Origin of the sequence: Mycobacterium paraterrae (genome assembly GCF_022430545.2) — a bacterium.
GTDB lineage: Bacteria > Actinomycetota > Actinomycetes > Mycobacteriales > Mycobacteriaceae > Mycobacterium > Mycobacterium paraterrae.
In genome coordinates this window covers 2,436,989-2,460,148 of the sequence record NZ_CP092488.2, presented here as the reverse complement: position 1 = coordinate 2,460,148, position 23,160 = coordinate 2,436,989, and the positions used below count along the sequence as shown (strand labels likewise).

Annotated in this window: 21 protein-coding genes; 14 read left to right on the top strand and 7 right to left on the bottom strand. The window is 66.8% G+C overall.

Annotation, left to right across the window (positions count from 1 at the left end; all coding sequences use genetic code 11):
• The first annotated feature begins 102 nt into the window (after positions 1–102).
• Positions 103–540: an Hsp20/alpha crystallin family protein gene (locus MKK62_RS11745; protein ID WP_240260916.1), complete on the top strand. Its 438-nt coding sequence runs from the start codon at positions 103–105 to the stop codon at positions 538–540.
• Positions 541–588: 48 nt separating this feature from the next.
• Here MKK62_RS11745 and MKK62_RS11740 read toward each other — a convergent pair whose 3' ends face one another.
• Positions 589–1,104, bottom strand: a complete 516-nt coding sequence (locus MKK62_RS11740; protein WP_240260917.1) for a DUF302 domain-containing protein — start codon at positions 1,102–1,104, stop codon at positions 589–591.
• 87 nt (positions 1,105–1,191) lie between these two features.
• Between MKK62_RS11740 and MKK62_RS11735 the strand changes: the two genes are divergently transcribed.
• The 6 genes from MKK62_RS11735 (at position 1,192) to MKK62_RS11710 (ending at position 5,998) form a co-directional block, all read left to right on the top strand.
• Positions 1,192–1,701, top strand: a complete 510-nt coding sequence (locus MKK62_RS11735; protein WP_240260918.1) for a winged helix-turn-helix transcriptional regulator — start codon at positions 1,192–1,194, stop codon at positions 1,699–1,701.
• 96 nt (positions 1,702–1,797) lie between these two features.
• A complete protein-coding gene (locus MKK62_RS11730) occupies positions 1,798–2,094 on the top strand; it encodes an Rv0250c family protein (RefSeq protein ID WP_240264194.1) in 297 nt (98 codons plus the stop codon).
• Positions 2,095–2,172: 78 nt separating this feature from the next.
• Entirely contained in the window at positions 2,173–3,003 is an 831-nt protein-coding gene (gene sdhC / locus MKK62_RS11725; protein WP_240260919.1) for a succinate dehydrogenase subunit SdhC, read from the top strand.
• A 40-nt stretch (positions 3,004–3,043) separates the two neighbouring features.
• Complete coding sequence (locus MKK62_RS11720; protein ID WP_240260920.1) at positions 3,044–4,960, top strand: fumarate reductase/succinate dehydrogenase flavoprotein subunit; 1,917 nt, start codon at positions 3,044–3,046, stop codon at positions 4,958–4,960.
• Between the two features lie 64 nt (positions 4,961–5,024).
• Positions 5,025–5,771, top strand: a complete 747-nt coding sequence (locus tag MKK62_RS11715; RefSeq protein ID WP_240260921.1) for a succinate dehydrogenase/fumarate reductase iron-sulfur subunit — start codon at positions 5,025–5,027, stop codon at positions 5,769–5,771.
• 65 nt (positions 5,772–5,836) lie between these two features.
• Positions 5,837–5,998, top strand: coding sequence for a hypothetical protein (locus MKK62_RS11710; protein ID WP_240260922.1), 162 nt, complete (start codon positions 5,837–5,839; stop codon positions 5,996–5,998).
• A 7-nt stretch (positions 5,999–6,005) separates the two neighbouring features.
• Here MKK62_RS11710 and MKK62_RS11705 read toward each other — a convergent pair whose 3' ends face one another.
• Positions 6,006–6,494: a flavin reductase family protein gene (locus MKK62_RS11705; RefSeq protein ID WP_240260923.1), complete on the bottom strand. Its 489-nt coding sequence runs from the start codon at positions 6,492–6,494 to the stop codon at positions 6,006–6,008.
• A 74-nt stretch (positions 6,495–6,568) separates the two neighbouring features.
• Positions 6,569–7,549, bottom strand: coding sequence for an isopenicillin N synthase family dioxygenase (locus MKK62_RS11700; RefSeq protein ID WP_240260924.1), 981 nt, complete (start codon positions 7,547–7,549; stop codon positions 6,569–6,571).
• Between the two features lie 191 nt (positions 7,550–7,740).
• On the opposite strand from MKK62_RS11700, the gene MKK62_RS11695 reads away from it, so the two are divergent.
• Complete coding sequence (locus tag MKK62_RS11695; protein ID WP_260060485.1) at positions 7,741–9,576, top strand: acyl-CoA dehydrogenase; 1,836 nt, start codon at positions 7,741–7,743, stop codon at positions 9,574–9,576.
• A gap of 251 nt (positions 9,577–9,827) precedes the next feature.
• Here the strand turns inward: MKK62_RS11695 and MKK62_RS11690 are convergent, their stop codons facing one another.
• A complete protein-coding gene (locus MKK62_RS11690; protein WP_240260926.1) occupies positions 9,828–11,174 on the bottom strand; it encodes an acetyl-CoA C-acetyltransferase in 1,347 nt (448 codons plus the stop codon).
• 122 nt (positions 11,175–11,296) lie between these two features.
• On the opposite strand from MKK62_RS11690, the gene MKK62_RS11685 reads away from it, so the two are divergent.
• Positions 11,297–12,649, top strand: a complete 1,353-nt coding sequence (locus tag MKK62_RS11685) for a 3-oxoacyl-ACP reductase (RefSeq protein ID WP_260060484.1) — start codon at positions 11,297–11,299, stop codon at positions 12,647–12,649.
• A 39-nt stretch (positions 12,650–12,688) separates the two neighbouring features.
• Complete coding sequence (locus tag MKK62_RS11680; RefSeq protein ID WP_240264195.1) at positions 12,689–13,504, top strand: MaoC/PaaZ C-terminal domain-containing protein; 816 nt, start codon at positions 12,689–12,691, stop codon at positions 13,502–13,504.
• On the opposite strand, the gene MKK62_RS11675 is transcribed toward MKK62_RS11680, so the two are convergent.
• The 3 genes from MKK62_RS11675 to MKK62_RS11665 are packed head-to-tail and all read right to left on the bottom strand — an operon-like array spanning position 13,490 to position 16,565.
• Positions 13,490–14,725: a chloride channel protein gene (locus MKK62_RS11675; protein WP_240260928.1), complete on the bottom strand. Its 1,236-nt coding sequence runs from the start codon at positions 14,723–14,725 to the stop codon at positions 13,490–13,492. The two genes, MKK62_RS11680 and MKK62_RS11675, sit on opposite strands and share 15 nt — an antisense overlap.
• Positions 14,726–14,729: 4 nt before the next feature.
• A complete protein-coding gene (locus MKK62_RS11670; protein WP_240260929.1) occupies positions 14,730–15,359 on the bottom strand; it encodes a TetR/AcrR family transcriptional regulator in 630 nt (209 codons plus the stop codon).
• A gap of 60 nt (positions 15,360–15,419) precedes the next feature.
• Entirely contained in the window at positions 15,420–16,565 is a 1,146-nt protein-coding gene (locus tag MKK62_RS11665) for a glycoside hydrolase family 3 N-terminal domain-containing protein (RefSeq protein WP_240260930.1), read from the bottom strand.
• Positions 16,566–16,658: 93 nt separating this feature from the next.
• Between MKK62_RS11665 and MKK62_RS11660 the strand changes: the two genes are divergently transcribed.
• From MKK62_RS11660 to MKK62_RS11645, 4 genes are all read left to right on the top strand, one after another.
• Positions 16,659–16,832 (top strand): DUF2613 domain-containing protein, encoded by a 174-nt coding sequence (locus MKK62_RS11660; RefSeq protein WP_067342410.1) that lies wholly within the window; start codon positions 16,659–16,661, stop codon positions 16,830–16,832.
• An 81-nt stretch (positions 16,833–16,913) separates the two neighbouring features.
• Entirely contained in the window at positions 16,914–21,083 is a 4,170-nt protein-coding gene (locus tag MKK62_RS11655; protein ID WP_240260931.1) for a DUF3367 domain-containing protein, read from the top strand.
• A 116-nt stretch (positions 21,084–21,199) separates the two neighbouring features.
• Positions 21,200–21,493: a WXG100 family type VII secretion target gene (locus tag MKK62_RS11650; RefSeq protein WP_240260932.1), complete on the top strand. Its 294-nt coding sequence runs from the start codon at positions 21,200–21,202 to the stop codon at positions 21,491–21,493.
• A gap of 3 nt (positions 21,494–21,496) precedes the next feature.
• Positions 21,497–23,131, top strand: a complete 1,635-nt coding sequence (locus MKK62_RS11645) for an alpha/beta hydrolase (RefSeq protein WP_240260933.1) — start codon at positions 21,497–21,499, stop codon at positions 23,129–23,131.
• The last annotated feature ends 29 nt before the right edge of the window (positions 23,132–23,160 follow it).

The window sequence follows — 23,160 nt, the reverse complement described above, 5'->3', positions numbered from 1 at the left end:
CTGACAGCGAAACGACAGCTGGAACTTAAGCGTGGTCGACTCAAGTTTGTATCTGTAGACGCCGGCAGAACGCCGGCCAGCACAGAACACGAGGAGACACAGATGAGCAACTTGACGTTGTGGTCACGCCCGGCGTGGGATGTCGACCGCTGGCGCCGCGAATTCTTCGGCCCGGCCGCGGCCACCGACTGGATCAAGCCATTGACCGCTTTCAACCCCGCCGCGGAAATCGTCAAGGACGGTGAGGACGCCGTTGTGCGGCTCGAACTCCCGGGCGTCGACGTCGACAAGGACGTCAACGTCGAGGTCGAGCACGGGCGCCTGGTCATTCACGGCGAGCGACGCGACGAGCATGCTGAGGAGAAGGACGGACGCACGCTGCGCGAGGTGCGTTACGGCTCCTTCCGCCGTTCGTTCCAGCTGCCCGCACACATCACCAGCGAGGCCGTATCGGCGTCGTACGACGCCGGTGTGCTGACGGTCCGGGTAGCCGGCGCCCACGCCGGAACCCAGGCGCAGCGCATCGCGATCACCAAGTAACGACACCGGGATCCGGTGGGGCCGACCGGCTCCACCGGATTCCTGGCGTTAGTCGAAGGCCTGCCCGACCTCGACGCCGATGACCTTGAGAAGATTCGCCACTTTGCGGTCAAGGTCGGCGCCGACACCGGCGATCTCGGCGACGCCGAGGCTGCCGAAGGCCGGCCCCGGCTGATCCATCGTGAAGACCGCGTTGCCGTCGGCGTCGCCGTACACCAGCATCCGCAGCGGTGCGTAGAGCAGCGCCTTGGGGTCGTGCCGGAACATGGTCTCGGCGATGACGTGATTGCCGATCAGATATTCGACGGCCGGCGTGTGGTGGCCGGCGAGGCCGAAGTACCCGCGCCCGTCGATCTTGGCGTAGACCATCAGATCGTTGGGCGCGTTTTCGGCGGCGGCGGCGCGCACGTCGTCCCAATTGCCACCAGCCGACCTGATCCGCTCAACGGCCGCCCGGTCGACGGGCGGGGCCGCCTTCTCCAGCGCCTCGACGAACTGGTCGAAGGGGATTCCGGTCTCGATATCAACCCGGGTCATGCCGTGTTGCTCCCGATGAAAGCTCATCGCCGCGCCTTCCGTGGTTCATTGAACGAACTTGCCGACCGCAGTCTATGGTTCGGTGAACGAACTCGCAAGGCGTAAGATCTTTCCATGGCCCTGCCCCGCGAATACACCGCCGAGGTGTGTCCCATCGCCCGATCACTCGAGATCATCGGCGAGCGTTGGACCCTGCTGTTGGTGCGCGACGCGTTCTACGGCGTGCGTCGATTCAGCGACTTCCACGCTCATCTCGGGATTCCGAAAGCCGTGTTGACTGAGCGCCTTTCGCTGCTGGTGCAAGAGGGGGTGCTGACAAAATCGGATGCCGGGGGCGAATACACGCTCACCCCGAAGGGCCGAGCATTGTGGCCGACCATCTGGTCGCTACTCAGCTGGGGCAACGACAACTACATCCAGCAGTCGAATCAGCGCACCTATCGCCATGCCGAATGCGGCGGCGCGATCGACGCGGACCGGACGTGTTCTGCGTGCGGCCGGGTTCCCGACGTCGCCGACCTGGTCCTGCACCCACCGCGGCGCCCCCGCGATCGTCGAGACGATCCGATCAGCATTGCGCTACGCACGCCGCACCGAATGCTCGAGCCGTTCGACCCTGGATGACCCGCGGGGACGTGATCTGCCTCACGCGCGGGCCGGTTGGCCGATAGTATGGGAGCCGTACTGTGATCCGTGACACTTCGCCGATTGGGAGATCCGTTGTCCACCACGACCGAACTGGCCGAACTGCACGACCTCATCGGCGGCGTGCGGCGGTGCGTGAGCACATTGAAGGCGCGCTATGGCGACAGCCCCGCGGTGCGCCGCATCGTCATCGACGCCGACCGCCTTCTCGGCGACGTCGAATTACTTGACGCCGATGTTTCCGAATTCGACTTAGCGCGCGTCACGCTGCCGCAATCCAGCGAAAAGATCGCCATTCCAGATACCGACTACGACCGCGACTTTTGGCGCGACGTCGACCAGGAGGGCGTCGGCGGCCACAACCGGTCCTGATTTCGCGCCCCGCCGAGAATCATCGGGGCGTCCCTGGGTACTCTTCGACGAACAGCTAAGTTCGAAGAGGAACATTTGATGAGCGCACCCACGGCGAACCGTCCTGCGTCCGGTGTCTTTTCACCCACGCGCGCACACATCGACCAGCGCACGCTGCGCACCGACAAGTGGTGGTTGTCGCCGCTGCGGATCGACCTGGGATTTGCCGCGTTCATTATCTACGCGACATTCCGTGCGTTCCAACAGGATTACTTCTTCGTGCCGAAGTACCACATGCTGACGCCGTTCTATTCACCGTGCCTCAGCACGGCGTGCACCGACGGAGCCAGCGACTTCTGGCCGCAGATCCTGCCGCACGTGTGGTGGCTGCCGTTCGCGGCGCTGACCCTGCCGTTCCTGCTGCTGTTTCGGCTGACCTGTTACTACTACCGCGGTGCCTACTACCGCACGGTCTGGCAGTCGCCGACCGCCTGCGGTGTGGCCGAGCCGCGCGTGCACTACAGCGGCGAGACGAAGTTCCCGCTGATCGTGCAGAACACCCACCGGTACTTCTTCTACATCGCCGGGATCATCTCGATCATCAATACCTACGACGCCATCGTCGCGTTTCACTCCGACAGCGGCCCCGGCGGATTCGGCTTCGGTCTGGGCAACGTGATCATGGTCGGCAACGTGATCATGCTGTGGGTCTACACCCTGTCCTGCCACTCGTGCCGGCACGTCACCGGCGGGCGGCTCAAGCATTTCTCCAAACACCCTGTGCGGTATTGGATCTGGACGCAGGTGAGCAAGCTCAACACGCGGCACAAGCTGTATGCCTGGATAACGCTGGGCACGCTGATGCTTACCGACTTCTACATCGCCCTGGTGGCCGGCGGCGCGATCCCCGACCTGAGATTTGTTGGCTGACAAGCCGATTCACGGACTGAGAAAGTTGAGCGAGGTTGGAATGACTGAGGTCGAACGGCACTCCTACGACGTCGTTGTCATCGGTGCCGGGGGCGCGGGTCTACGCGCGGTCATCGAGGCGCGCGAACGCGGCCTGAAGGTGGCCGTGGTCTCCAAGTCGCTGTTCGGCAAGGCCCACACGGTGATGGCCGAAGGCGGTTGCGCGGCGGCGATGGGCAACACCAATCCAAAGGACAACTGGAAGACCCACTTCGGCGACACCATGCGCGGCGGCAAGTTCCTCAACAACTGGCGGATGGCCGAGTTGCACGCCAAGGAAGCACCTGACCGGGTGTGGGAGCTGGAAACCTACGGCGCGCTGTTCGACCGCCTCAAGGACGGCAAGATCAGCCAGCGCAACTTCGGCGGGCACACCTACCCGCGGCTGGCACACGTCGGCGACCGCACCGGCCTGGAGCTGATCCGCACCATGCAGCAGAAGATCGTCTCGCTGCAGCAGGAAGACTTCGCCGAACTCGGCGACTATGAAGCCCGTATCCGGGTGTTCGCCGAGACCACCATCACCGAACTGATCAAGGACGGCGACGCTATCTCCGGCGCCTTCGGGTACGTGCGCGAGACCGGCACGTTCATCTTGTTCGAGGCACCCGCGGTGGTTCTGGCAACCGGTGGCATCGGCAAGTCCTTCAAGGTCACCTCGAACTCCTGGGAGTACACCGGCGACGGCCACGCACTGGCCCTGCGGGCCGGCGCGACGCTGATCAACATGGAGTTCGTCCAGTTTCACCCGACCGGGATGGTCTGGCCGCCCAGCGTCAAGGGCATCCTGGTCACCGAGGGTGTGCGCGGCGACGGCGGAGTGCTCAAGAACTCCGACAACAAGCGGTTCATGTTCGACTACATCCCCAGCGTGTTCAAGGGTCAGTACGCCGAGTCGGAGGGCGAAGCCGATCAGTGGCTGAAGGACAACGACTCGGCCCGTCGCACGCCAGACCTGCTGCCTCGCGACGAGGTTGCCCGCGCGATCAACTCCGAAGTCAAGGCCGGTCGGGGCACCCCGCACGGGGGTGTCTATCTCGACATCGCCTCACGGTTGACGCCCGAGCAGATCAAGAAGCGGCTGCCGTCGATGTACCACCAGTTCAAGGAACTGGCCGGGGTTGACATCACCAAGGAGCCGATGGAAGTCGGTCCGACCTGCCACTACGTGATGGGCGGCGTCGAGGTGGACGCCGACACCGGCGCGGCGGTCGTTCCCGGTCTGTTCGCGGCCGGTGAGTGCTCGGGCGGCATGCACGGCTCGAACCGCCTCGGCGGCAACTCGCTGTCAGACCTGCTGGTGTTCGGTCGACGCGCCGGCCTGGGCGCCGCCGACTACGTGCGGGCGCTGGCCAACCGCCCGAAGGTGTCCGAGAGCGACGTCGAAACCGCCGTGCAGCGCGCGCTGGCGCCGTTCGAGACACCGGCAGACGGCGCGACGGCGGAGAACCCGTACACCTTGCAGCTCGAGCTGCAGCAGTCGATGAACGACCTGGTGGGAATCATCCGCAAGCAAGACGAGATCACCGAGGCGCTCGGCCGGCTCGATCAGCTTCGGGCGCGGTTCAAGAACCTCCACGTCGACGGCGGGCGGGCATACAACCCTGGCTGGAACCTCGCCCTCGACCTGCGCAACCTGCTGCTGGTCAGCGAGTGCGTTGCGAAGGCGGCGCTCGAGCGGACCGAAAGTCGTGGCGGGCACACCCGCGACGACCATCCGGGAATGGATTCGTCGTGGCGCAAGGTGCTGCTGGTCTGCAGCGCCAGCGGCGACGACCCGATCGTTCCCGACGTCACCGTCGAGCGGAAGGACCAGATTCCGATGCGAGCGGACCTACTGGAGACCTTCGAGATCGCGGAGCTCGAGAAGTACTACACCGACGAAGAGCTGGCCGATCACCCAGGACGGAGAGGCTGATGAGCGGCGCGCTGACGACGATAAACAGTGGTGCGATCGGAATGGGTCGGGAGGAGCAGCGCTCATGACGTATAACGCAACGCTGCGGGTATGGCGTGGTGACGAGGCCGGTGGTGGCTTGCAGGACTTCACCGTCGAGGTCAACGAGGGCGAGGTGGTGCTCGACATCATCCACCGCCTGCAGCAGACCCAGACCCCGGACCTGGCGGTGCGGTGGAACTGCAAGGCCGGTAAGTGTGGCTCCTGTTCGGCCGAGGTCAACGGCAAGCCCCGGCTGATGTGCATGACGCGGATGTCGACCTTCGCCGAGGACGAGGTCGTCACCGTGACCCCGATTCGGACCTTCCCGGTGATCCGCGACCTGGTGACCGACGTCTCGTTCAACTACGAGAAGGCCCGGGAGATCCCGTCCTTCGCGCCGCCGAAAGACCTGCAGCCCGGTGAGTACCGGATGCAGCAAGAGGATGTCGAACGGTCTCAGGAATTCCGCAAATGCATCGAATGCTTCTTGTGCAACAACGTCTGCCACGTCATCCGTGACCACGAGGACAACAAAGAGAACTTCGCCGGCCCCCGCTATTTGATGCGGATCGCGGAGCTGGAGATGCACCCGCTCGACACCCGCGACCGGCGTGACGAGGCCCAGGAGGAGCACGGTCTCGGCTACTGCAACATCACCAAGTGCTGCACCGAGGTCTGCCCCGAGAGCATCCATATCACCGACAACGCGTTGATCCCGATGAAGGAACGCGTGGCCGATCGCAAGTACGACCCGGTCGTGTGGCTGGGCAACAAGCTGTTCCGTCGTTGAAACACCGGGTGCCGCGTCACCGTTGATCCGCGTACCGTCGGGTACGACAGGAAAGGCGGTGACCGATGGCAATCCGAAAGCCCACTAGCATCAACGACATTCGCCGGGCAATCGCGGAACTGACCGCGCGCGCCGAACTCGCACACCGAGAGGGACGCGACGAAGAAGGCGCTGAGATCGAGCGTCGAGTCCAGGCTTACCGCGAGGAACTCGGCCGGCGACCGTGACCAGCAGCTAGACGCCCAGGCGTCGAAACACGCTGCGGTGAAACACGATCGGCGGGACATCCGGGTCGACGCGGACGTCGCTGACTCGCAGCACCACGATCGTGTGGTCCCCGGCGGGAATGAGTTGCTCGATCGCGGTCTCCATCCAGAGACTGGTGCCGTGGATGAACACTGCGCCGCTGCTGAAAGACTCCGTTTCCAGGTCGGCAAAGCGATCACCGGTCTTGGCGGCCAGAGCACGTGCGGCGCGGTCATGTGACTCGCCCAGCACGCTGATCCCAAGGGCTTGGGCGTCCTTGAGTTTGGGCCACGTCGTCGAGGTGTTCTGTACACAGAACGACACCAGCGGCGGCTCCAGCGACACCGGGACGAATGTGCTGGCGGCCAAGCCTTCTCGGACCCCGTTGACTTCGGCGGCGATGGCGATGATGCCGGAAGGGAAATGACCAAAGGCCTCGCGCAGGGAGGTGGGCGTCAGCTTGTCAGGTGTATTCACCGGCTTCACTCGCGTCGACGGGATTTCGTAGTGCCGACCCTACCCGTCGGGCGTTACATGTTTCGCGCTGGCCGTCACACGTAGCCGTGGGCGGCCGCAACGTCTGGATGTGCCCGCAGCCTGCTCTTCCAGGCATTCCGGCCATACACCGAGTGAATGGGGTCGGACGGATCCGCGCGCCGCTGCGCCTGGCGGGCCAATTCGGCGGGCAGCGTCAGCGCGGGGATCTGGGCGTCCAGCCGCGGATTGAAAAAGTACGGCACCGAGATCCGGTCCGCCGACTGTTGCAGGTTAACCCGGTGCTCGGTGGCGCGCAGGTAGCCTCCGGTCGCAAACTCGAGCAGCTCCCCGATGTTGACGATGAACGCCCCGTCGAGCGCGGGCACGTCGACCCAGCTGCCGTCGCGCGCCCGCACCTGCAACCCTCGGCTGCCCGGTTCGGCGAGCAGCAGCGTCAGAACGCCCGAGTCGCGGTGTGCTCCTACGCCCTGCGAGCTGGCCGCGGTGGTGGGATAGTGCACGATCTTGATCAGCGTGGCCGGCGCCTTGTCGAACGCCGCGTCGAAGACGTCGTCCGGGCTGCCCAACGCCACCGCCCAGTGCCGCAGCAGGGTGCGCGACACCGCCGCCAGTGCGGTATCCCATTCCGCGATGAGGTCCGGTAACTCCGGGAGGCGCGCGGGCCACTGATTAGGCCCCTGCAGCCAGAGGTAGTCGGGCTTGCCCTCACCGCCGATCGGCTCGCGGTCGGGGCCGATGTCGATCTGCTCGCGCCAGTCCACTTCGCCGCGGGTCCGCTCACCGCCCAGCCGCGTGTAGCCACGGAAATGCGGACTGTGGACCATCGCGATGGCGTCTTTGTCCGACTGTGGCAGCGCGAACAGCCGCCGGGCCGCGGCCATGACTCGGTCGATGAGCGACTCTGACACCCCGTGACCGGTCAGATAGAAGAACCCGACCTCGTGGGCCACCTCGCGCAAGCGTGCCCTCAGACGCCAGGCGGGGTGGCGTAAGTCCACTTCCGGAAGCGTCATGACGCCCTGCACAGTAGGCATGCCCTTCATCATCACCGCAGCTAGACGGGCACGCCACCGTCTAATCCAGCCCGAGCCCAACTAGTTGGTTGATATTTAGCTCACAGTCGCTTGCAACTGGTTACTCGCCGGTATAGTTTAGCCGTGTTACTGGTGGGTAACTTATTCCGAGTACCCAACCTCATGTGGCGTTCTCATCGAGGAGGAACCTAGTGAGCCACTACAAGAGCAACGTCCGCGACCAGGTATTCAACCTGTTCGAGGTGCTGGGTGTCGACAAGTCTTTCGGCGAGGGGGACTACGCCGACCTTGATGCCGACACCGCCCGCGAGATGCTCGTCGAGATGAGCCGGCTGGCCGAGGGGCCTGTCGCCGACTCGTTCGTCGAGGGTGACCGCAATCCGCCCGTGTTCGATCCGGAGACCCACTCCGTGAAGCTGCCCGACTCGTTCAAGCAGTCGGTGCACGCAGTCATCGAGGCCGGCTGGGACAAAGTCGGCCTGGACGAAGAGCTGGGCGGCATGCCGATGCCCAAGGTCATGCTGTGGGCGCTGCACGAGCACCTGCTGGGTGCCAACCCGGCCGTCTGGATGTACGCCGGTGGCGCCGGTTTCGCGCAGATATTCTACAACCTGGCCACCGAAGAGCAGAAGAAGTGGGCCATCCTGGCCGCCGAGCGCGGTTGGGGCTCCACCATGGTGCTCACCGAGCCGGACGCCGGTTCGGACGTCGGCGCCGGTCGCACCAAGGCCATCCAGCAGGACGATGGCTCGTGGCACATCGACGGTGTGAAGCGCTTCATCACCTCGGGTGACTCCGACGACATGTTCGAGAACATCTTCCACCTCGTGCTGGCCCGCCCCGAGGGCGCCGGACCGGGCACCAAGGGTCTGTCGCTGTTCTTCGTGCCGAAGTTCCTGTTCGACTTCGAGACCGGCGAACCGGGCGAGCGCAACGGTGTCTTCGTCACCAACGTCGAGCACAAGATGGGCCTGAAGGTCTCCGCGACATGTGAGCTCACCTTTGGTCAGCACGGCGTACCGGCCAAGGGCTGGCTGGTCGGCGAGGTGCACAACGGCATCGCGCAGATGTTCGAGGTGATCGAGAATGCCCGCATGCTGGTCGGTACCAAGGCCATTGCGACGCTGTCCACCGGTTACCTCAACGCCCTGGCCTACGCCAAGGAGCGCGTGCAGGGCGCTGACCTGACCCAGATGACCGACAAGACCGCGCCGCGCGTGACGATCACGCATCACCCCGATGTGCGCCGCAGCCTGATGACCCAGAAGGCATACGCCGAAGGCCTGCGTGGTCTGTACCTCTACACCGCGACCTACCAGGACGCAGCGGTCGCCAAGGCACTGCACGGCGTGGACGCCGATCTGGCGGTGAAGGTCAACGACCTGATGCTGCCGATCGTCAAGGGCGTGGGCTCTGAGCAGGCATACGCCAAGCTCACCGAGAGCCTGCAGACCTTCGGTGGGTCCGGCTTCTTGCAGGACTACCCGATCGAGCAGTACATCCGTGACGCCAAGATCGACTCGCTCTACGAGGGCACCACAGCCATCCAGGCGCAGGACTTCTTCTTCCGCAAGATCGTCCGCGACAAGGGTGTGGCGCTGGCCCACGTGTCCGGTCAGATCGAGGAGTTCATCAAGAACGAGTCCGGTAACGGCCGCCTGAAGGCCGAGCGGGCGCTGCTGTCCACCGCCCTGGAGGACGTGCAGGCGATGGCCGCGACGCTGACCGGCTACCTGATGGCGGCACAAGAGGACATCTCCAGCATCTACAAGGTCGGCACCGGTTCGGTGCGCTTCCTGATGAGCGTCGGTGACCTGGTCATCGGCTGGCTGCTGCAGCGTCAGGCGGCGGTGGCCCTGGAAGCTCTCGACTCCGGCTGCAGCGACGCCGATCGCTCGTACTACGAGGGCAAGATCGCGGTGGCGTCGTTCTTCGCCAAGAACTTCCTGCCGCTGTTGACCAGCACCCGCCAGGTGTTGGAGCACATCGACAACGACCTCATGGAACTCGACGAAGCCGCGTTCTGACACAAGCAACACAGCAAAATCCCCCGCCTCTTCGGAGACGGGGGATTTTGCGTTTCGGTAGTTCTGGAGGGGCCGCCGCGAGATCCCCTCTTTCCGTGGCGGCCCCGGTCTTGGTCTGCTGCCCGCGACCGGGAGCATTCAAGGACGCCCCGCGCTGCCATCGGGTCGGGGGTCTGACGGCAACACGGAGCTATCCAACCCGCTGGCTACCCGAGGTGTCGGGTGACTAAACCGGACCTGCGGCGACGGGCTCAGGCCTCCAAGATGGCGGCGACACCCTGGCCACCGGCCGCGCAGATCGAAATCAGCCCGCGCACCGGTTTGCCGCCATTGGCGGCCTTGGCCTCGTGGAGCTGCTTGGCCAGCTGCGCCAGGATCCGTCCGCCGGTGGCGGCGAACGGGTGGCCGGCGGCCAGCGAAGACCCGTTGACGTTCAGCTTGGACCGGTCGATGGACCCCAGGGCTGCGTCCAGACCCAGCCGCTCCTTGCAGTATTCCTCGGACTCCCAAGCCTGCAAGTGCGCCAGCACCACGGATGCGAACGCCTCGTGGATCTCGTAGAAGTCGAAATCCTGCAGGGTGAGCCCATTGCGGGCCAGCAGGCGGGGCACCGCGTACGTCGGCGCCATCAGCAGCCCGTCGGCGCCGTTGACGTAGTCGACCGACGCTGTCTCGGCATCGACCCAGTAAGCCAGCGGGGTGATCGAGTGCTCCTTGGCCCAATCTTCGGTCGCCAGGAGGGCAACCGAGGCGCCGTCGGTCAACGGCGTCGAGTTGCCTGCGGTCATCGTTGCGTCGCCGGCTTTCACTCCGAACACCGGCTTGAGCTTGGCCAGCTTCTCCGCCGACGAGTCCGGTCGCAGGTTGTCGTCGCGGTAGAGGCCCAGAAACGGGGTGACCAGGTCGTCGAAGAAGCCGCGGTCGTATGCCGCCGCCATGTTGCGGTGGCTGGCCGCGGCCAGCTCGTCTTGGTCGACCCGCTTGATGCCCATCTGCTTGGCGGTGATCGCCTGGTGCTCGCCCATTGACAGCCCGGTGCGCGGCTCGCTGTTCACCGGGATCTCCACACCGAGGCTGGCCGGCAGCTTGCCGACCAGCTTGAGCCGGTCGACGTTGGACTTGGCGCGACGCAGCCCGAGCAGCGTGTGACGCAGGTTGTTACCCAGCGCGATCGGTGCATCCGAGGTGGTGTCCACACCGCCGGCGGCGGCGGCTTCATAACGCCCCGCGGCGATGCCGTCGGCAGCCGCGATCGCGGCCTGGAGGCCGGTGCCGCAGGCCTGCTGCAGGTCGAACGCCGGCGTGTAGGACGACAGGGCCGATCCGAGCACACATTCGCGCATCAGGTTGAAGTCGCGGCTGTGCTTGAGCACCGCGCCACCGATGACCGCGCCGAGACGCTCGCCGGACAGGTCGAACCGGTCGACCAGCCCGCCTAGGGCGGCCGTGAACATGTCCTGGTTCGATGCCTGGGCATAGGCCCGGTCCGAGCGCGCGAACGGGATCCGGTTGCCACCCAGCACTGCGACGCGTCGTTTGGCGGCGGTCGCCTGGGAACTTGCAGAGGTGCTTTCAGCTGAGGCGTCTTGTGTAGGCAACGCTTATCTCCGTCAATAGATGGTTATCCGGTGTTGGGAGCCATCCTACTCACTGTTCTTACTCTGGAGTAAGTTAGCTCTCGACTACCGTACAGATACCCGACAGCATGAGAGGCAACCCTGTGGCACCCGATCTATTTTCCCAAGTCGTCAACTCCGGGCCCGGTGCATTTCTCGCCAAGCAACTCGGCGTGCCGCAGCCCGAGAAGCTGCGGCGCTATCGGGCAGGCGAGCCGCCGCTGGCCGGGTCGTTGCTGATCGGGGGCGAGGGCCGAGTGGTCGAGCCGCTGCGTGCGGCACTGGACGCCGACTACGACGTCGTGGGTGCGAACCTCGGCGGCCGGTGGGCGGATTCGTTCGGCGGCCTGGTGTTCGACGCCACCGGCATCACCACGCCGGCCAAGCTGACGGCCCTGCACGAATTCTTCACCCCGCTGATGCGCAACATCGCGCACAACGGACGGCTGGTCGTCATCGGCACTACCCCTGCCGAAGCGGAAAGCAGCGACGAGCGGATCGCGCAGCGCGCGCTCGAGGGCTTTACCCGTTCGCTGGGTAAGGAACTGCAGCACGGGTCGACGATTTCGCTGGTGTATTTGTCCCCCGACGCCAAGCCCGCGGCGACCGGCATCGAGTCGACATTGCGGTTCCTGCTGTCCGGGAAGTCGGCCTATGTCGACGGCCAGGTGTTCTACGTCGGACCCGCTGACTCCACCCCGCCCCGGGATTGGGACCGGCCGCTCGACGGCAAGGTCGGCATCGTGACCGGTGCCGCCCGCGGCATCGGCGCGACGATCGCCGAGGTGTTCGCCCGGGACGGGGCCCGCGTGGTCGCTATCGACGTGGAGTCCGCCGCCGAGGCGTTGTCGGAGACGGCCACCCGCATCGGCGGCACGGCGCTGGCTCTCGACGTCACCGCTCCCGATGCCGTCGAGAAGATCACCGAGCACCTGCGCGACCACTACAACGGCCACGCCGACATTTTGGTGAACAACGCCGGGATCACCCGCGACAAGTTGCTCGCCAACATGGACGACGCGCGGTGGAATTCGGTGCTGGCAGTCAACTTGCTTGCGCCTCAACGTCTTACCGAAGGTTTGGTGGAGAATGGCAGCATCGGCGAGGGCGGCCGGGTGATCGGCCTGTCGTCGATGGCCGGCATCGCGGGCAACCGTGGGCAGACCAACTACGCCACCACCAAGGCCGGCATGATCGGGCTCACCGATGCACTTGCTCCCAAGCTGGCCGAAAAGGGCGTCACGATCAACGCGATCGCACCGGGCTTCATCGAAACCAAGATGACGGCGGCCATTCCGCTTGCCACCCGCGAGGTGGGGCGGCGGCTCAACTCGCTGTACCAGGGCGGCCAACCGGTCGACGTGGCCGAGGCGATCGCCTACTTCGCCAGCCCGGCCTCGAACGCGGTGACAGGCAACACGATTCGTGTCTGCGGCCAAGCCATGCTGGGAGCGTGACACCAAGTGACTGACCAACAGCCCAGCGGCTTGCAAAACATGCTGCGCGCGGCAGTCGGAGCGCTGCCGTTCGTGCCACGCGGCGGCCAGTTGCCCGATCGGACCGTGACGGTCGAGGAGTTACCGATCGACCGTGTCAACGTGGCCGAATACGCGGAGGTCACCGGCCTGCGCTACGGCGACACCGTGCCGCTGACATATCCCTTCGCGCTGACCTTCCCGACGGTGATGTCGCTAGTGACCGGCTTTGACTTTCCGTTCGCCGCAATGGGTTCGGTGCACCTGGAGAACGAGATCACCCAGTACCGCCCAATCAGGGTGACGGACACGGTCAACGTCGCGGTACATGCGGAGAATCTGCGCGAACACCGCAAGGGTCTGCTGGTCGACGTCGTCACCGACGTCAGCGTCGGCAACGAAGTGGCCTGGCATCAGGTCACGACGTTCCTCCACCAGCAACGCACCAGCCTGTCCGACCAGCCCAAGCCGCCGCCGCAGAAGCAACCGAAGTTGCCGGCGCCCAAGGCGATCCTGCGGATAAGCCCCGGTCAGATTCGCCGCTACGCCGGCGTCGGCGGCGACCACAACCCGATCCACACGAGTTCGGTCGGCGCCAAGCTGTTCGGATTCCCCACCGTGATTGCCCACGGGATGTTCAGTGCCGCAGCGGTTTTGGCGAATCTTGAGGCAAGCCTTCCCGACGCCGTGAAGTACACGGTTCGGTTCGGCAAGCCGGTGGTGCTGCCGGCCAGCGTCGGACTCTACGTCGACCAGGTCCAGGATGGCTGGGACATCAGCCTGCGCAACATCTCCAAGGGGTACCCGCACCTCACCGGGACGCTACGCGCGCTGTAGCGGGAGGCGCCGGACGACGAGGCGCAAGCCGTAGGTGCTCGCCGCCGCGGCGAGGAACACTAGCGACAGCCACAGCGGTGGTCTGGCCAGCTCCCACACGAAGATCGCCGCCCACAGCGGCGCGTTCTGGGTGATGGCCAGCACCCCCGCCGAGCCGGCCAAGGCGATTGCGGGCACGCCGTAGTGAGTGCCCGCCATCGCGTTGACCGTCAGTACGAACAATGTTCCGGCCGCCGCGCCGGTCGCCAGCGCGGGAGTGAACAGTCCGCCCCTCGCGCCCGCTCGCAGGAACGCCGCGGTGGCCACGAGTTTGAGTACCAAGATGATCGCCGCTGATTCGATTGTCATGCCGCCGGCAAGAATCAGGTTGAGGATTGAACGACCGTTGCCGGGCAATTCGGGCCACCAGTGTGAGCACACGCCCACGAACAACCCCGCGCCGGCGATGCCGGGGATCATCAGCCACGACTTCGGCAGTTCGCGTTGGCCGGCCCATCCCATCAGCCGGTTGAACACCAGCCCGACCATCAGCGTCAGTGGGGCCAGCGCCACCGCGTAGGCGAACAGCCGGTAGGACACATCCGGGTTGGGCCAGTGCAGGTTCGGCTGGTCATGGGTGATGAATGACGACACCGAGACGGCCAGGCTCGACGAGATCAAGGCGGCGCCCACCGCGCGGGGATGCCAGCTCTTCAACATGATGCGCAGGGTGAACAGGGCGCCACCGAGCGGCACCGAATACACCGCGCCCAACCCGGCGCCCGCCGCGCAGGCCAACAGGATCTGACGGTCTCGCTCCGTGAGCCGCGTTATCCAGCCGGTGGCGACATTTCCCAGCGCGACGGCCAACTGGCGCGGTGCGACCTCCCGGCCCAGCGATGCGCCGGAACCGACCACCAGGACTTGCAGAGCCGCGTCGAACGTGAACGGCCAGAAGCGAATTCGCTCTCGGTTCCGGACGGCCGCAGCCAGCGGCGCGACTTCGGTCCTGGGCCGGAGAATCCACCAGCCCAGGCCGGCCAGTGCACCCCCGATCACCGGTCCGACGGCCCGCCGAACAGGGCTGCTCGCGGTGACACCCTCGAGCAGGGAGCCGAACACATAGTGATACGTGAGGTGCTCGATCGAGCGCAAAAGGAAGGTCGTCGCCAAACCGGCGCAGCCGGCCAGCAGCCCAACGGCGACGACCGCACACGCGAAATCGACGGTGCGGCTGCGCATTCAACTAATCGGACTCGCCGGCAAGTTCCGCGGCATCCTTGTCGGACGGCTTGCCTTTCAGGCCGCGCCAGAACAAGTTGATCATCACTTCGGCGGCGCCGTCGACGTCGGTGTCGCCGGTGCTCAGCCGCGTCGCGATGGCCTCACCGGCGCCCACAAGTGCCGCGGCGATCATCTCGAAATCGGTGTCAGGCTCGGGGTTTCGTGTCCCCGCCTGCAGGACGCGTACGACCAGGGCGATGATTCGCTCCCGCCCCTCGCGGACAGTGTGGGCGAACGCCTGCGAGTTGGTCGCCTGGGCGTACATCACAATCCAGGACGCCCGGTTGGAGTCGATGTAGCGCATGAACGCCACGATTGTGTTGTGCAGCAGATCTCGTGGACTCTGGTTGAGGTCGATGTCCTCGCGGACGCCGTCGATGAATCGCTGCAGTTCACGGTCCAAGCAGGCGCCGAAGAGTTCCTCTTTGGAGCCGTAGTACAGGTACAGCATTGGCTTGGAGATCTCAGCTTTGGCCGCGATCGCATCCATCGAGGTGTCGTGATAGCCGTTGATGGAGAACATTTCGACCGCGGCGTCGAGCATCTGCTGTTCGCGGACGGCACGGGGCAACCGCTTGGTACCACCTGCCATGCGGCCCCCTCTCACCAACGCCGGAGTTCAGAGTAAGCAATCCGGACGTGCGTCGCCGAACTACCGTCCGCAGTCGGACTTGGTGCCTTTGAACTTCGCGATCCGCTGCACCGAGGCGTCCACGCTTGCAGACGTCAATTCCCCTGCGGTGACGGCCTTCTCCAGCCGGTCCAACACCGCGGGCACCTCGTCGGTAGTGACCCACAGCGCGACATCGGTGCCGGCTTGCAGCGTCTTGAGCACGGCATCGGGCACGCTGTAGCGGTCCTTGATGGCGAGCATGCTGGACAGGTCGTCGCTGAAGATCGGACCGTCGAACGCGGGTGCCTGGTAACCCGCGCCGGTCCGGAGTAACTGCACGGCCGCCCGATTGACACTGGCCGGCTCGTCGCCGGTGAGCCCGGGGACCTGCAGGTGTCCGACCATCACACCGATCGGCGCCGCCGTCACCAGATTCCGGTAGGGAATCAGGTCGTCGTTTTGCAGTTGCGACAGCGGCGGCGTCGTCACCCCGCCGGTGTGTGAGTCCCCGGAACCGTGGCCGTGACCGGGGAAATGCTTGATCACCGGAAGCAGGCCCGCGTCCTGCAGGCCGCGAACGTACTGGCGCGCGTATTCGGTGACTTTCGCCGGGTCCGAACCGAACGACCGGTCACCGATCACCGTGTCATCCGGCACGGCGGCGTCGACGACGTCGACATCCGGAGCGAAGTCGACTGTGATACCGAGCCCGCGCATCTTGTGGCCGCGGTCCAGCGCCAGGCCGTAGACCTGTTGCGGCGTCTGGGTCTGCGCCAGCTCGCGGGCGGATGGCGCCTTGCCGATCAGCTTGGACAGCCGAGCCACCCGGCCGCCCTCCTCGTCGACGCTGATCGCCAGCGGCAGCGCGGTGCTGGCGCTGAGGTCCTTGCCCAGGTTGGGCCCGAGCATCGACATATCGGTCCAGCTGCCGATGAAAATGCCACCGACGTGGTACGCCGACACGACGGTCTTGGCGTCGTCGCCGTTGCGAACGCCCACCATCAAGAGCTGGGCGAGCTTGTCGCGCAGTGGGATGGCAGTCGGATCCCCGCACGCCGGCTTGGCCGGCGGTTGCGCGTTGGCCGTCGACGACGACGGGCCCGCGGGTTTGGTGGAGGTATGGCTGCACCCGGTCATCAGCGCCGTGACGGCGGCAAGCACGGCCAGTGTGCGCGGCAAATTCATCACGCCATGCTGTCATGCGACGCGCTCGGCAATGCCGGTGACCTCGGCGGCCCCGACCGACTCTTCTGCGTCTTTCTGCTAATTTGGGCAGCGATGAATCGCTTTGTCGCCCCCGCCGCCGCGAGTGTCGTGGTTGGCCTGCTGCTCGGCGCAGCCGCGATCTTCGGGATCACGTTGATGGTGCAGCAGGACACCAAGCCGCCGCTCCCCGGAGGCGACCCGCAGTCGTCGGTGCTCAACCGGGTCGAGTACGGCAACCGCAGCTAGCAGCGCCCCCCGGTGACGATGCGGGCCGAGGAACGGCCCGAGGAGGAGCCGGTTCAGCAAGTCGGTGCAGCGCCTGTGCCCATGTCACGCCGCTGGCTGTGGCTGGTTGCCAGCGTCTCGCTAGCGCTGAGCTTCGCCTCGTCGCCTGGCCGGATCTCCCCCGACACCAAGCTCGACCTGACCGCCAACCCGCTGCGGTTCCTGGCCCGCGCCACCAACCTGTGGAACAGCGAGTTGCCCTTCGGGCAGGCGCAGAACCAGGCCTACGGCTACCTGTTCCCGCATGGCAGCTTCTTTCTGCTCGGCCATGTACTGGGTGTGCCGGGCTGGGTGACGCAACGGCTGTGGTGGGCGTTGCTGCTGACGGTCGGGTTCTGGGGACTGCTGCGGGTGGCCGAGGCCCTGGGCATCGGCACCCCGTCGTCGCGAGTGGTCGCCGCCGCGTCCTTCGCGTTGTCGCCCAGGGTGCTCACCACGCTGGGGTCGATCTCGTCGGAGACCTTGCCGATCATGCTGGCGCCGTGGGTGTTGCTGCCGACGATTCTCGCGCTGCGCTGCCACGACCGCTCGGTGCGACGGTTGGCCGGTCAAGCCGGGATCGCGGTGGCGCTGATGGGCGCTGTCAACGCGATCGCAACACTGGCCGGGTGCCTGCCCGCCGTGGTCTGGTGGGCCTGCCATCGGCCCAACCGGCGGTGGTGGCGCTACACCGGGTGGCTGCTGCTCGCGATGGCGCTGGCGACGACGTGGTGGCTGGTCGCGCTGGTTCTGATGGCGCGGATCAGCCCGCCTTTTCTGGACTTCATCGAATCGTCCGGGGTGACGACGCAGTGGTCGTCGGTGGTCGAGGTGCTGCGCGGCACCGACAGCTGGACACCGTTCGTGGCGCCCAACGCCACCGCGGGCGCGCCACTGGTGACCGGGTCGGTCGCCATCCTGGCTACCTGCATGGTGGCCGCAGCCGGGCTGGCAGGCCTGGCGATGCGAGACATGCCGGCACGCGGCCGATTGGTGACCATGCTGCTGCTGGGCATGGCGCTGCTGGGCATCGGATACAGCGGCGGGCTCGGTTCGCCGCTCGCGCAGCAGGTCCAGGCGTTCCTGGACGCCGACGGGGCGCCGCTGCGCAACGTGCACAAGCTCGAGTCGCTGATCCGCATCCCGCTGGTGCTGGGGCTGGCGCAGCTGCTGAGCCGGGTCCCATTGCCGGGCTCGGCGCCGAAGTCGACGTGGCTCAACGCATTCGCCCACCCTGAGCGCGACCGTCGGGTCGCGGTCGGGATCGTGGTGCTGACGGCGCTGACCGCCGCGACGTCGCTGGCGTGGACCGGGCGGATCACCCCGCCCGGCACGTTCGCCGCAATACCGCGGTACTGGCACGACACCGCCGACTGGCTGACGGCGCACAACACCGGGTCGCCCACGCCGGGGCGGGTGCTGGTGGTTCCCGGCGCGCCCTTCGCTACCCAGCTGTGGGGCAACACCCACGACGAACCCCTGCAGGTGCTGGGTGACAGCCCGTGGGGAGTACGCGACTCGATCCCGTTGACCCCGCCGCAGACCATTCGGGCGCTGGACTCCGTGCAACGGCTGTTCGCCGCCGGAACACCATCGGCCGGGCTCGCCGACACCCTTGCCCGTCAAGGCATCTCATACCTGGTGGTGCGCAACGATCTGGACCCGGACACATCCCGGTCGGCCCGTCCGATCCTCGTGCACCGCGCGATCGAGGGGTCGCCACGGCTGCCAAGGGTCGCGGTATTCGGCGACCCGGTGGGCCCCGGACCGGTGTCGGGATTCGTCACCGACAGCGGGCTGCGTCCGCGTTATCCGGCCGTCGAGGTCTACCGCGTCGCCGCCGACGCCGGGAATCCCGGCGCTCCGTACCTGACCGACGTCGACCAGTTGCCCCGCGTGGACGGCGGACCGGAGGCGCTGCTGCGACTCGACGAACGCCGTCGGCTGTCGAACCAGCCGCCGCTGGGACCGGCGCTGATGACCGCCGACGCGGTGGCAGCGGGCCAACCGGTGCCGCTCACCACCGTCACCGACACCCCATTGGCGCGCGAGACCGACTATGGCCGCGTCGACGACCACTCGTCGGCGATCCGCGCCGCGGGCGACGCCCGGCGCACGTTCAACCGGGTGCCCGACTACCCGAGTCCCGGCGCCGAAACCGTCTACGGCGCATGGACTGGCGGGCGCCTGACGGCGTCCAGCTCGTCATCGGACTCGACGGCGTTGCCCGACGTCGCCACCGCCGCCTCGCCCGCCGCGGCGGTCGACGCCGACCCGGCGACGGCCTGGGTGTCCAACGCACTCCAGTCGGCCGTCGGCCAATGGCTGCAGGTCGACTTCGACCACCCGGTGACCAACAGCGTCATCGCGATCACCCCCAGCGCGACCACAGTCGGGGCCCAGGTCCGTCGCATCGAGATCGAAACCGCTACCGGCACAACGACACTGCGATTCGACGAGCCGGGCAAGCCGGTGATCGGGGCGCTTCCGTACGGCGAAACCCCCTGGGTGCGGATCACCGCGATCGGCACCGATGACGGATCGCCCGGCGTCCAGTTCGCGATCACCGACATGTCGATCACCCAATACGACGCCAAGGGTTTCGCGCATCCGGTCAACATCCGCCACACCGCCCTGGTGCCCGCGCCACCGGCGAATAGCGCGGTCGCACAATGGGATCTGGGATCCGAGCCGCTGGGCCGACCGGGTTGTGCGCTGGGCCCGACCAATGTGCAGTGCGCGCCGTCGATGGCGCTTGCCGCCGAATCGCCGGCCGCCTTCAGCCGCACCCTGAGCGTCCCTGCGCCGATATCGGTGACGCCCAAGATCTGGGTCCGCGCCCGTCCCGGGCCCAAGCTGGCCGAGCTGGTCGCCGAGCCGAGCACCACCCAGGCTCACGGTGACGCCGATTCGGTCGACGTGCTGGGGGCCGCCTATGCCGCCACCGACGGCGATCCAGCCACGGCGTGGACCGCCCCGCAAAGAGTGGTGCAGCACAAGACCGCCCCGACGATCACCCTTACGCTGCCTCAGCCCACGGAGGTGGCCGGGCTGCGGGTGACGCCCAGTTCGTCTCCGGTGCCCGCACACCCGACGTTACTGGCCGTCGACCTGGGCGACGGCCCGCAGGTCCGCGACCTGAAATCCGCTGATCCCCAGATGCTTTCGTTGAACCCGCGAGTCACAGACACCGTCACGGTCAGCCTGCTGGACTGGAGCGACGTCATCGACCGGACCGCGGTCGGCTTCGACCAGCTCAAACCGCCGGGACTGGCCGAGATCGCGGCGCTGGGCACCGACGGCGCGCCGATCGCCGCCGCCGACGCCGGCCGCAATCGAACTCGTGAGATCACCATCGACTGCGAGCACGGTCCCGTCCTGGCGATCGCCGGCCGTTTCGTCCACACCGAAGTCCACACCGACGTCGGGTCACTGCTCGACGGATCTCCGGTGGCCGCCCAGCCGTGTGACACCCAACCGATCGAACTGCCCGCCGGCCAACAGGAGCTCGTGCTGAGTCCCGGACCGCAATTCGTCGTCGACGGTGCCGAGCTGCTCGGACCGCACGCCGCCGCACCGGCGAGCTCCACCCCGGTGGACGTGGCCGGGTGGGGTCCGGCACGGCGCGACGTGCGTGTCGACGCCGCGAAGACCATGCGGGTCCTCGTCGTGCCGGAAAGCATCAACCCTGGCTGGGTGGCACATACCGGCTCCGGAATGCGGTTGAAAGCGCTGGCGATCAACGGATGGCAGCAGGCCTGGCTGGTGCCGCCCGGAACGGCGGGCACCATCACGCTGACCTATGCGCCGAACTCGCTGTACCGGGTCGGCCTGGCCGGCGGCCTTGCGTTGCTGCCGCTGCTGGCGCTGCTGGCATGGTGGCCGTCGCGGCGCCGGTCCCGCGACGATCCCGCCGCACAGCCGTGGACGCCGGGTCGGTGGGCCGTCGTACCGGTGGTGGCCGCCTGTGCCGTCATCGCGGGGGCCGCGGGCGTCGCGGTGTTCGGTGTCGCCCTGACCGTGCGGTGGGTGCTCCGAAAGGATCCGCAGCGATGTGACACCGTCACGTTGTGGCTGTGCGCCGGTGGCCTGATCCTGGCCGGTGCCACCCTGTCCCGCCACCCGTGGCGCTCCGTCGACGGCTACGCCGGCCATTCAGCCTGGGTGCAGCTGCTGGCGCTGATTTCGCTTGCCGCCGTGGCCTCGACGGTGGCGCGCGCCCCTGAGCGCTAACCCACAGCTGTGCATGGGTGGCCCAATCGACGGGGTCGCCCGGCGACACCTGACTTGCAGCCCCGCTGCGCTGCTGTTAGTCGGATAGCAACGCATTTCCTGTGAGGTGGTGAGCTATGGCGATTCTTCGGGTCGACCTGGAAACGTTGGCGGGCTCGGCGGCACACGTCGCCGGGCAGGGTGAGGACTTGGCCAACGCGCACCTGGCGTCGGACAACCGGATAGCGGGCGCCGAGCCTGGCTGGGTGGGCGCCTCCGCCGCGGCGCTCAGCACGACGGCGGCGACGTGGTCACAGACTTCGCGTCGGCTGCTGGCCCGCGTCGGCGACCACGCGCTGGAACTGACCGGCGACGGAATCGCCTTTGCCGCAATGGGAGAAGCCCATGCCGTCGCATTGAGGATGGTCTGAGACGTGACGCTGACGGTGGCCGACATCGATCGGTGGAGTGCCGACGCGGTGCGTGAGGTGTTCCACGCCGCGGTCGCTCGCGGTGAGGCGACGTTGGAGGCCGCGCGCCAGCTCGATTCGCTGGCGGTGTTCGATACCTGGCAGGGCGAGACCGCGCGGGCCCGCGCGCATACCAACGCGTCGATCCGCCTGGACCTCGACGCGCACGGCAACGAGTCGCTGGCGGTGGCGCGCGCCGCCGGCAAGGCCGCCGACGACATCGCCCACGTCCAGTCGGCCCTGAGCACGTTGCGCCGCGACGCCGCCGAACTGCAGATGACCATCGACGCAGCCACCAATACGGTGGTGCCGAGCTGGCGGTTCAACGGACCGCCGGTGGCGGCCTTGATCGCCGAGATGCAGCTGCAGCCACGACTGAACGCTATTGTCGCGGAGGCCGATTCGACTGATCGAGAATTGGCCGGTGCCATCGATATGGCCGACGGCGATCGGCCGGTGCCGCCGAGTCCGCACGACAACCGGCCGGCTGTCCAGCGGGCGTTGCTGTCGCCGGTGCCGGCGGACCCGAAGCAGTTCAATGCGCTGTGGAATCAACTCACAGCGGAAGAAAAGGATTGGCTGTACCGCCAAGACCACGGGATCGGCAACCATCCCGGAATGCCCTGGGACGGTGCCGATCACCTGGGCAGGGATCATTACAACCGGCTACATCTGGACGAACTCGAACGCGACTCCGCATCTGACGTTGAACGGATACAACGCAGCATTGAGGAGTTGACCAGTGCGCCGCGGATCGACGACGGCGCGGTGTATGCGTTGCAGTCACAACTGAGCGCGGCCAGAAGCCGGCTGGCGGGATACGAGGCGGTGCACGCGACGCTGGACGGGGCGAGCGGGCCCAAACGGTACTTGGGCCTGCTCGACGAGTTCGGCCGCGGCGCGGTGTCGATCGGCAACCCGGACATCGCCCGGCGTAATGCGGTGTTCGTTCCGGGTACCGGCCAGGGACTGTCCCGGCTGCGATTCAGCGACGACAAGTCGCTGGCGATGTACGCCGCCGCGCTGCTCGCCGACCCCGACCTGCGGCCTGACGATGTGGCTGTGACGACATGGCTGGGCTACGACCGTCCAATGGACCTGAGCCACGCGGCTTTTCCGCAGCCGGCCACCGGGGGCGCTGACCGGTTGGACGCCTTCCAGAACGGCCAGCGGGCCTCCCACGTCGGCGCGCCATCGATTGACACCATCGTCGGTCACAGTTACGGCTCGACGGTGATCGGTGCGGCCGCCGCACCCGGACACCGCCTCGACGCCGACAACGTCATCGCCGTCGGCAGCCCCGGCATGCTGGTCGACCGGGCCGACCGGCTGAACCTGCACACCGGCGCCCACGTCTATGTGATGCGGGCGCAGAACGACGCGATCAGCATGGGCGGCGTTGTCACCGGATGGACGCTGGGGATCGATCCGATGGCGCCGGGCTTCAGGGCCGAGCACCTGACCGCCGACGCCGGTCCCGCCGGGCCGCTCGGGTTTCCCAGCGTCACCGCGCACAGCAGCTACTGGCGCGACGGCAACGTGGCGCTACGCAATTTCGGCGCTGTCATCGCCGGGGTGCCGCCGACCAGCCGGCGGTGACGTTTTCCCGCGGGTCAGACGGGTACGCG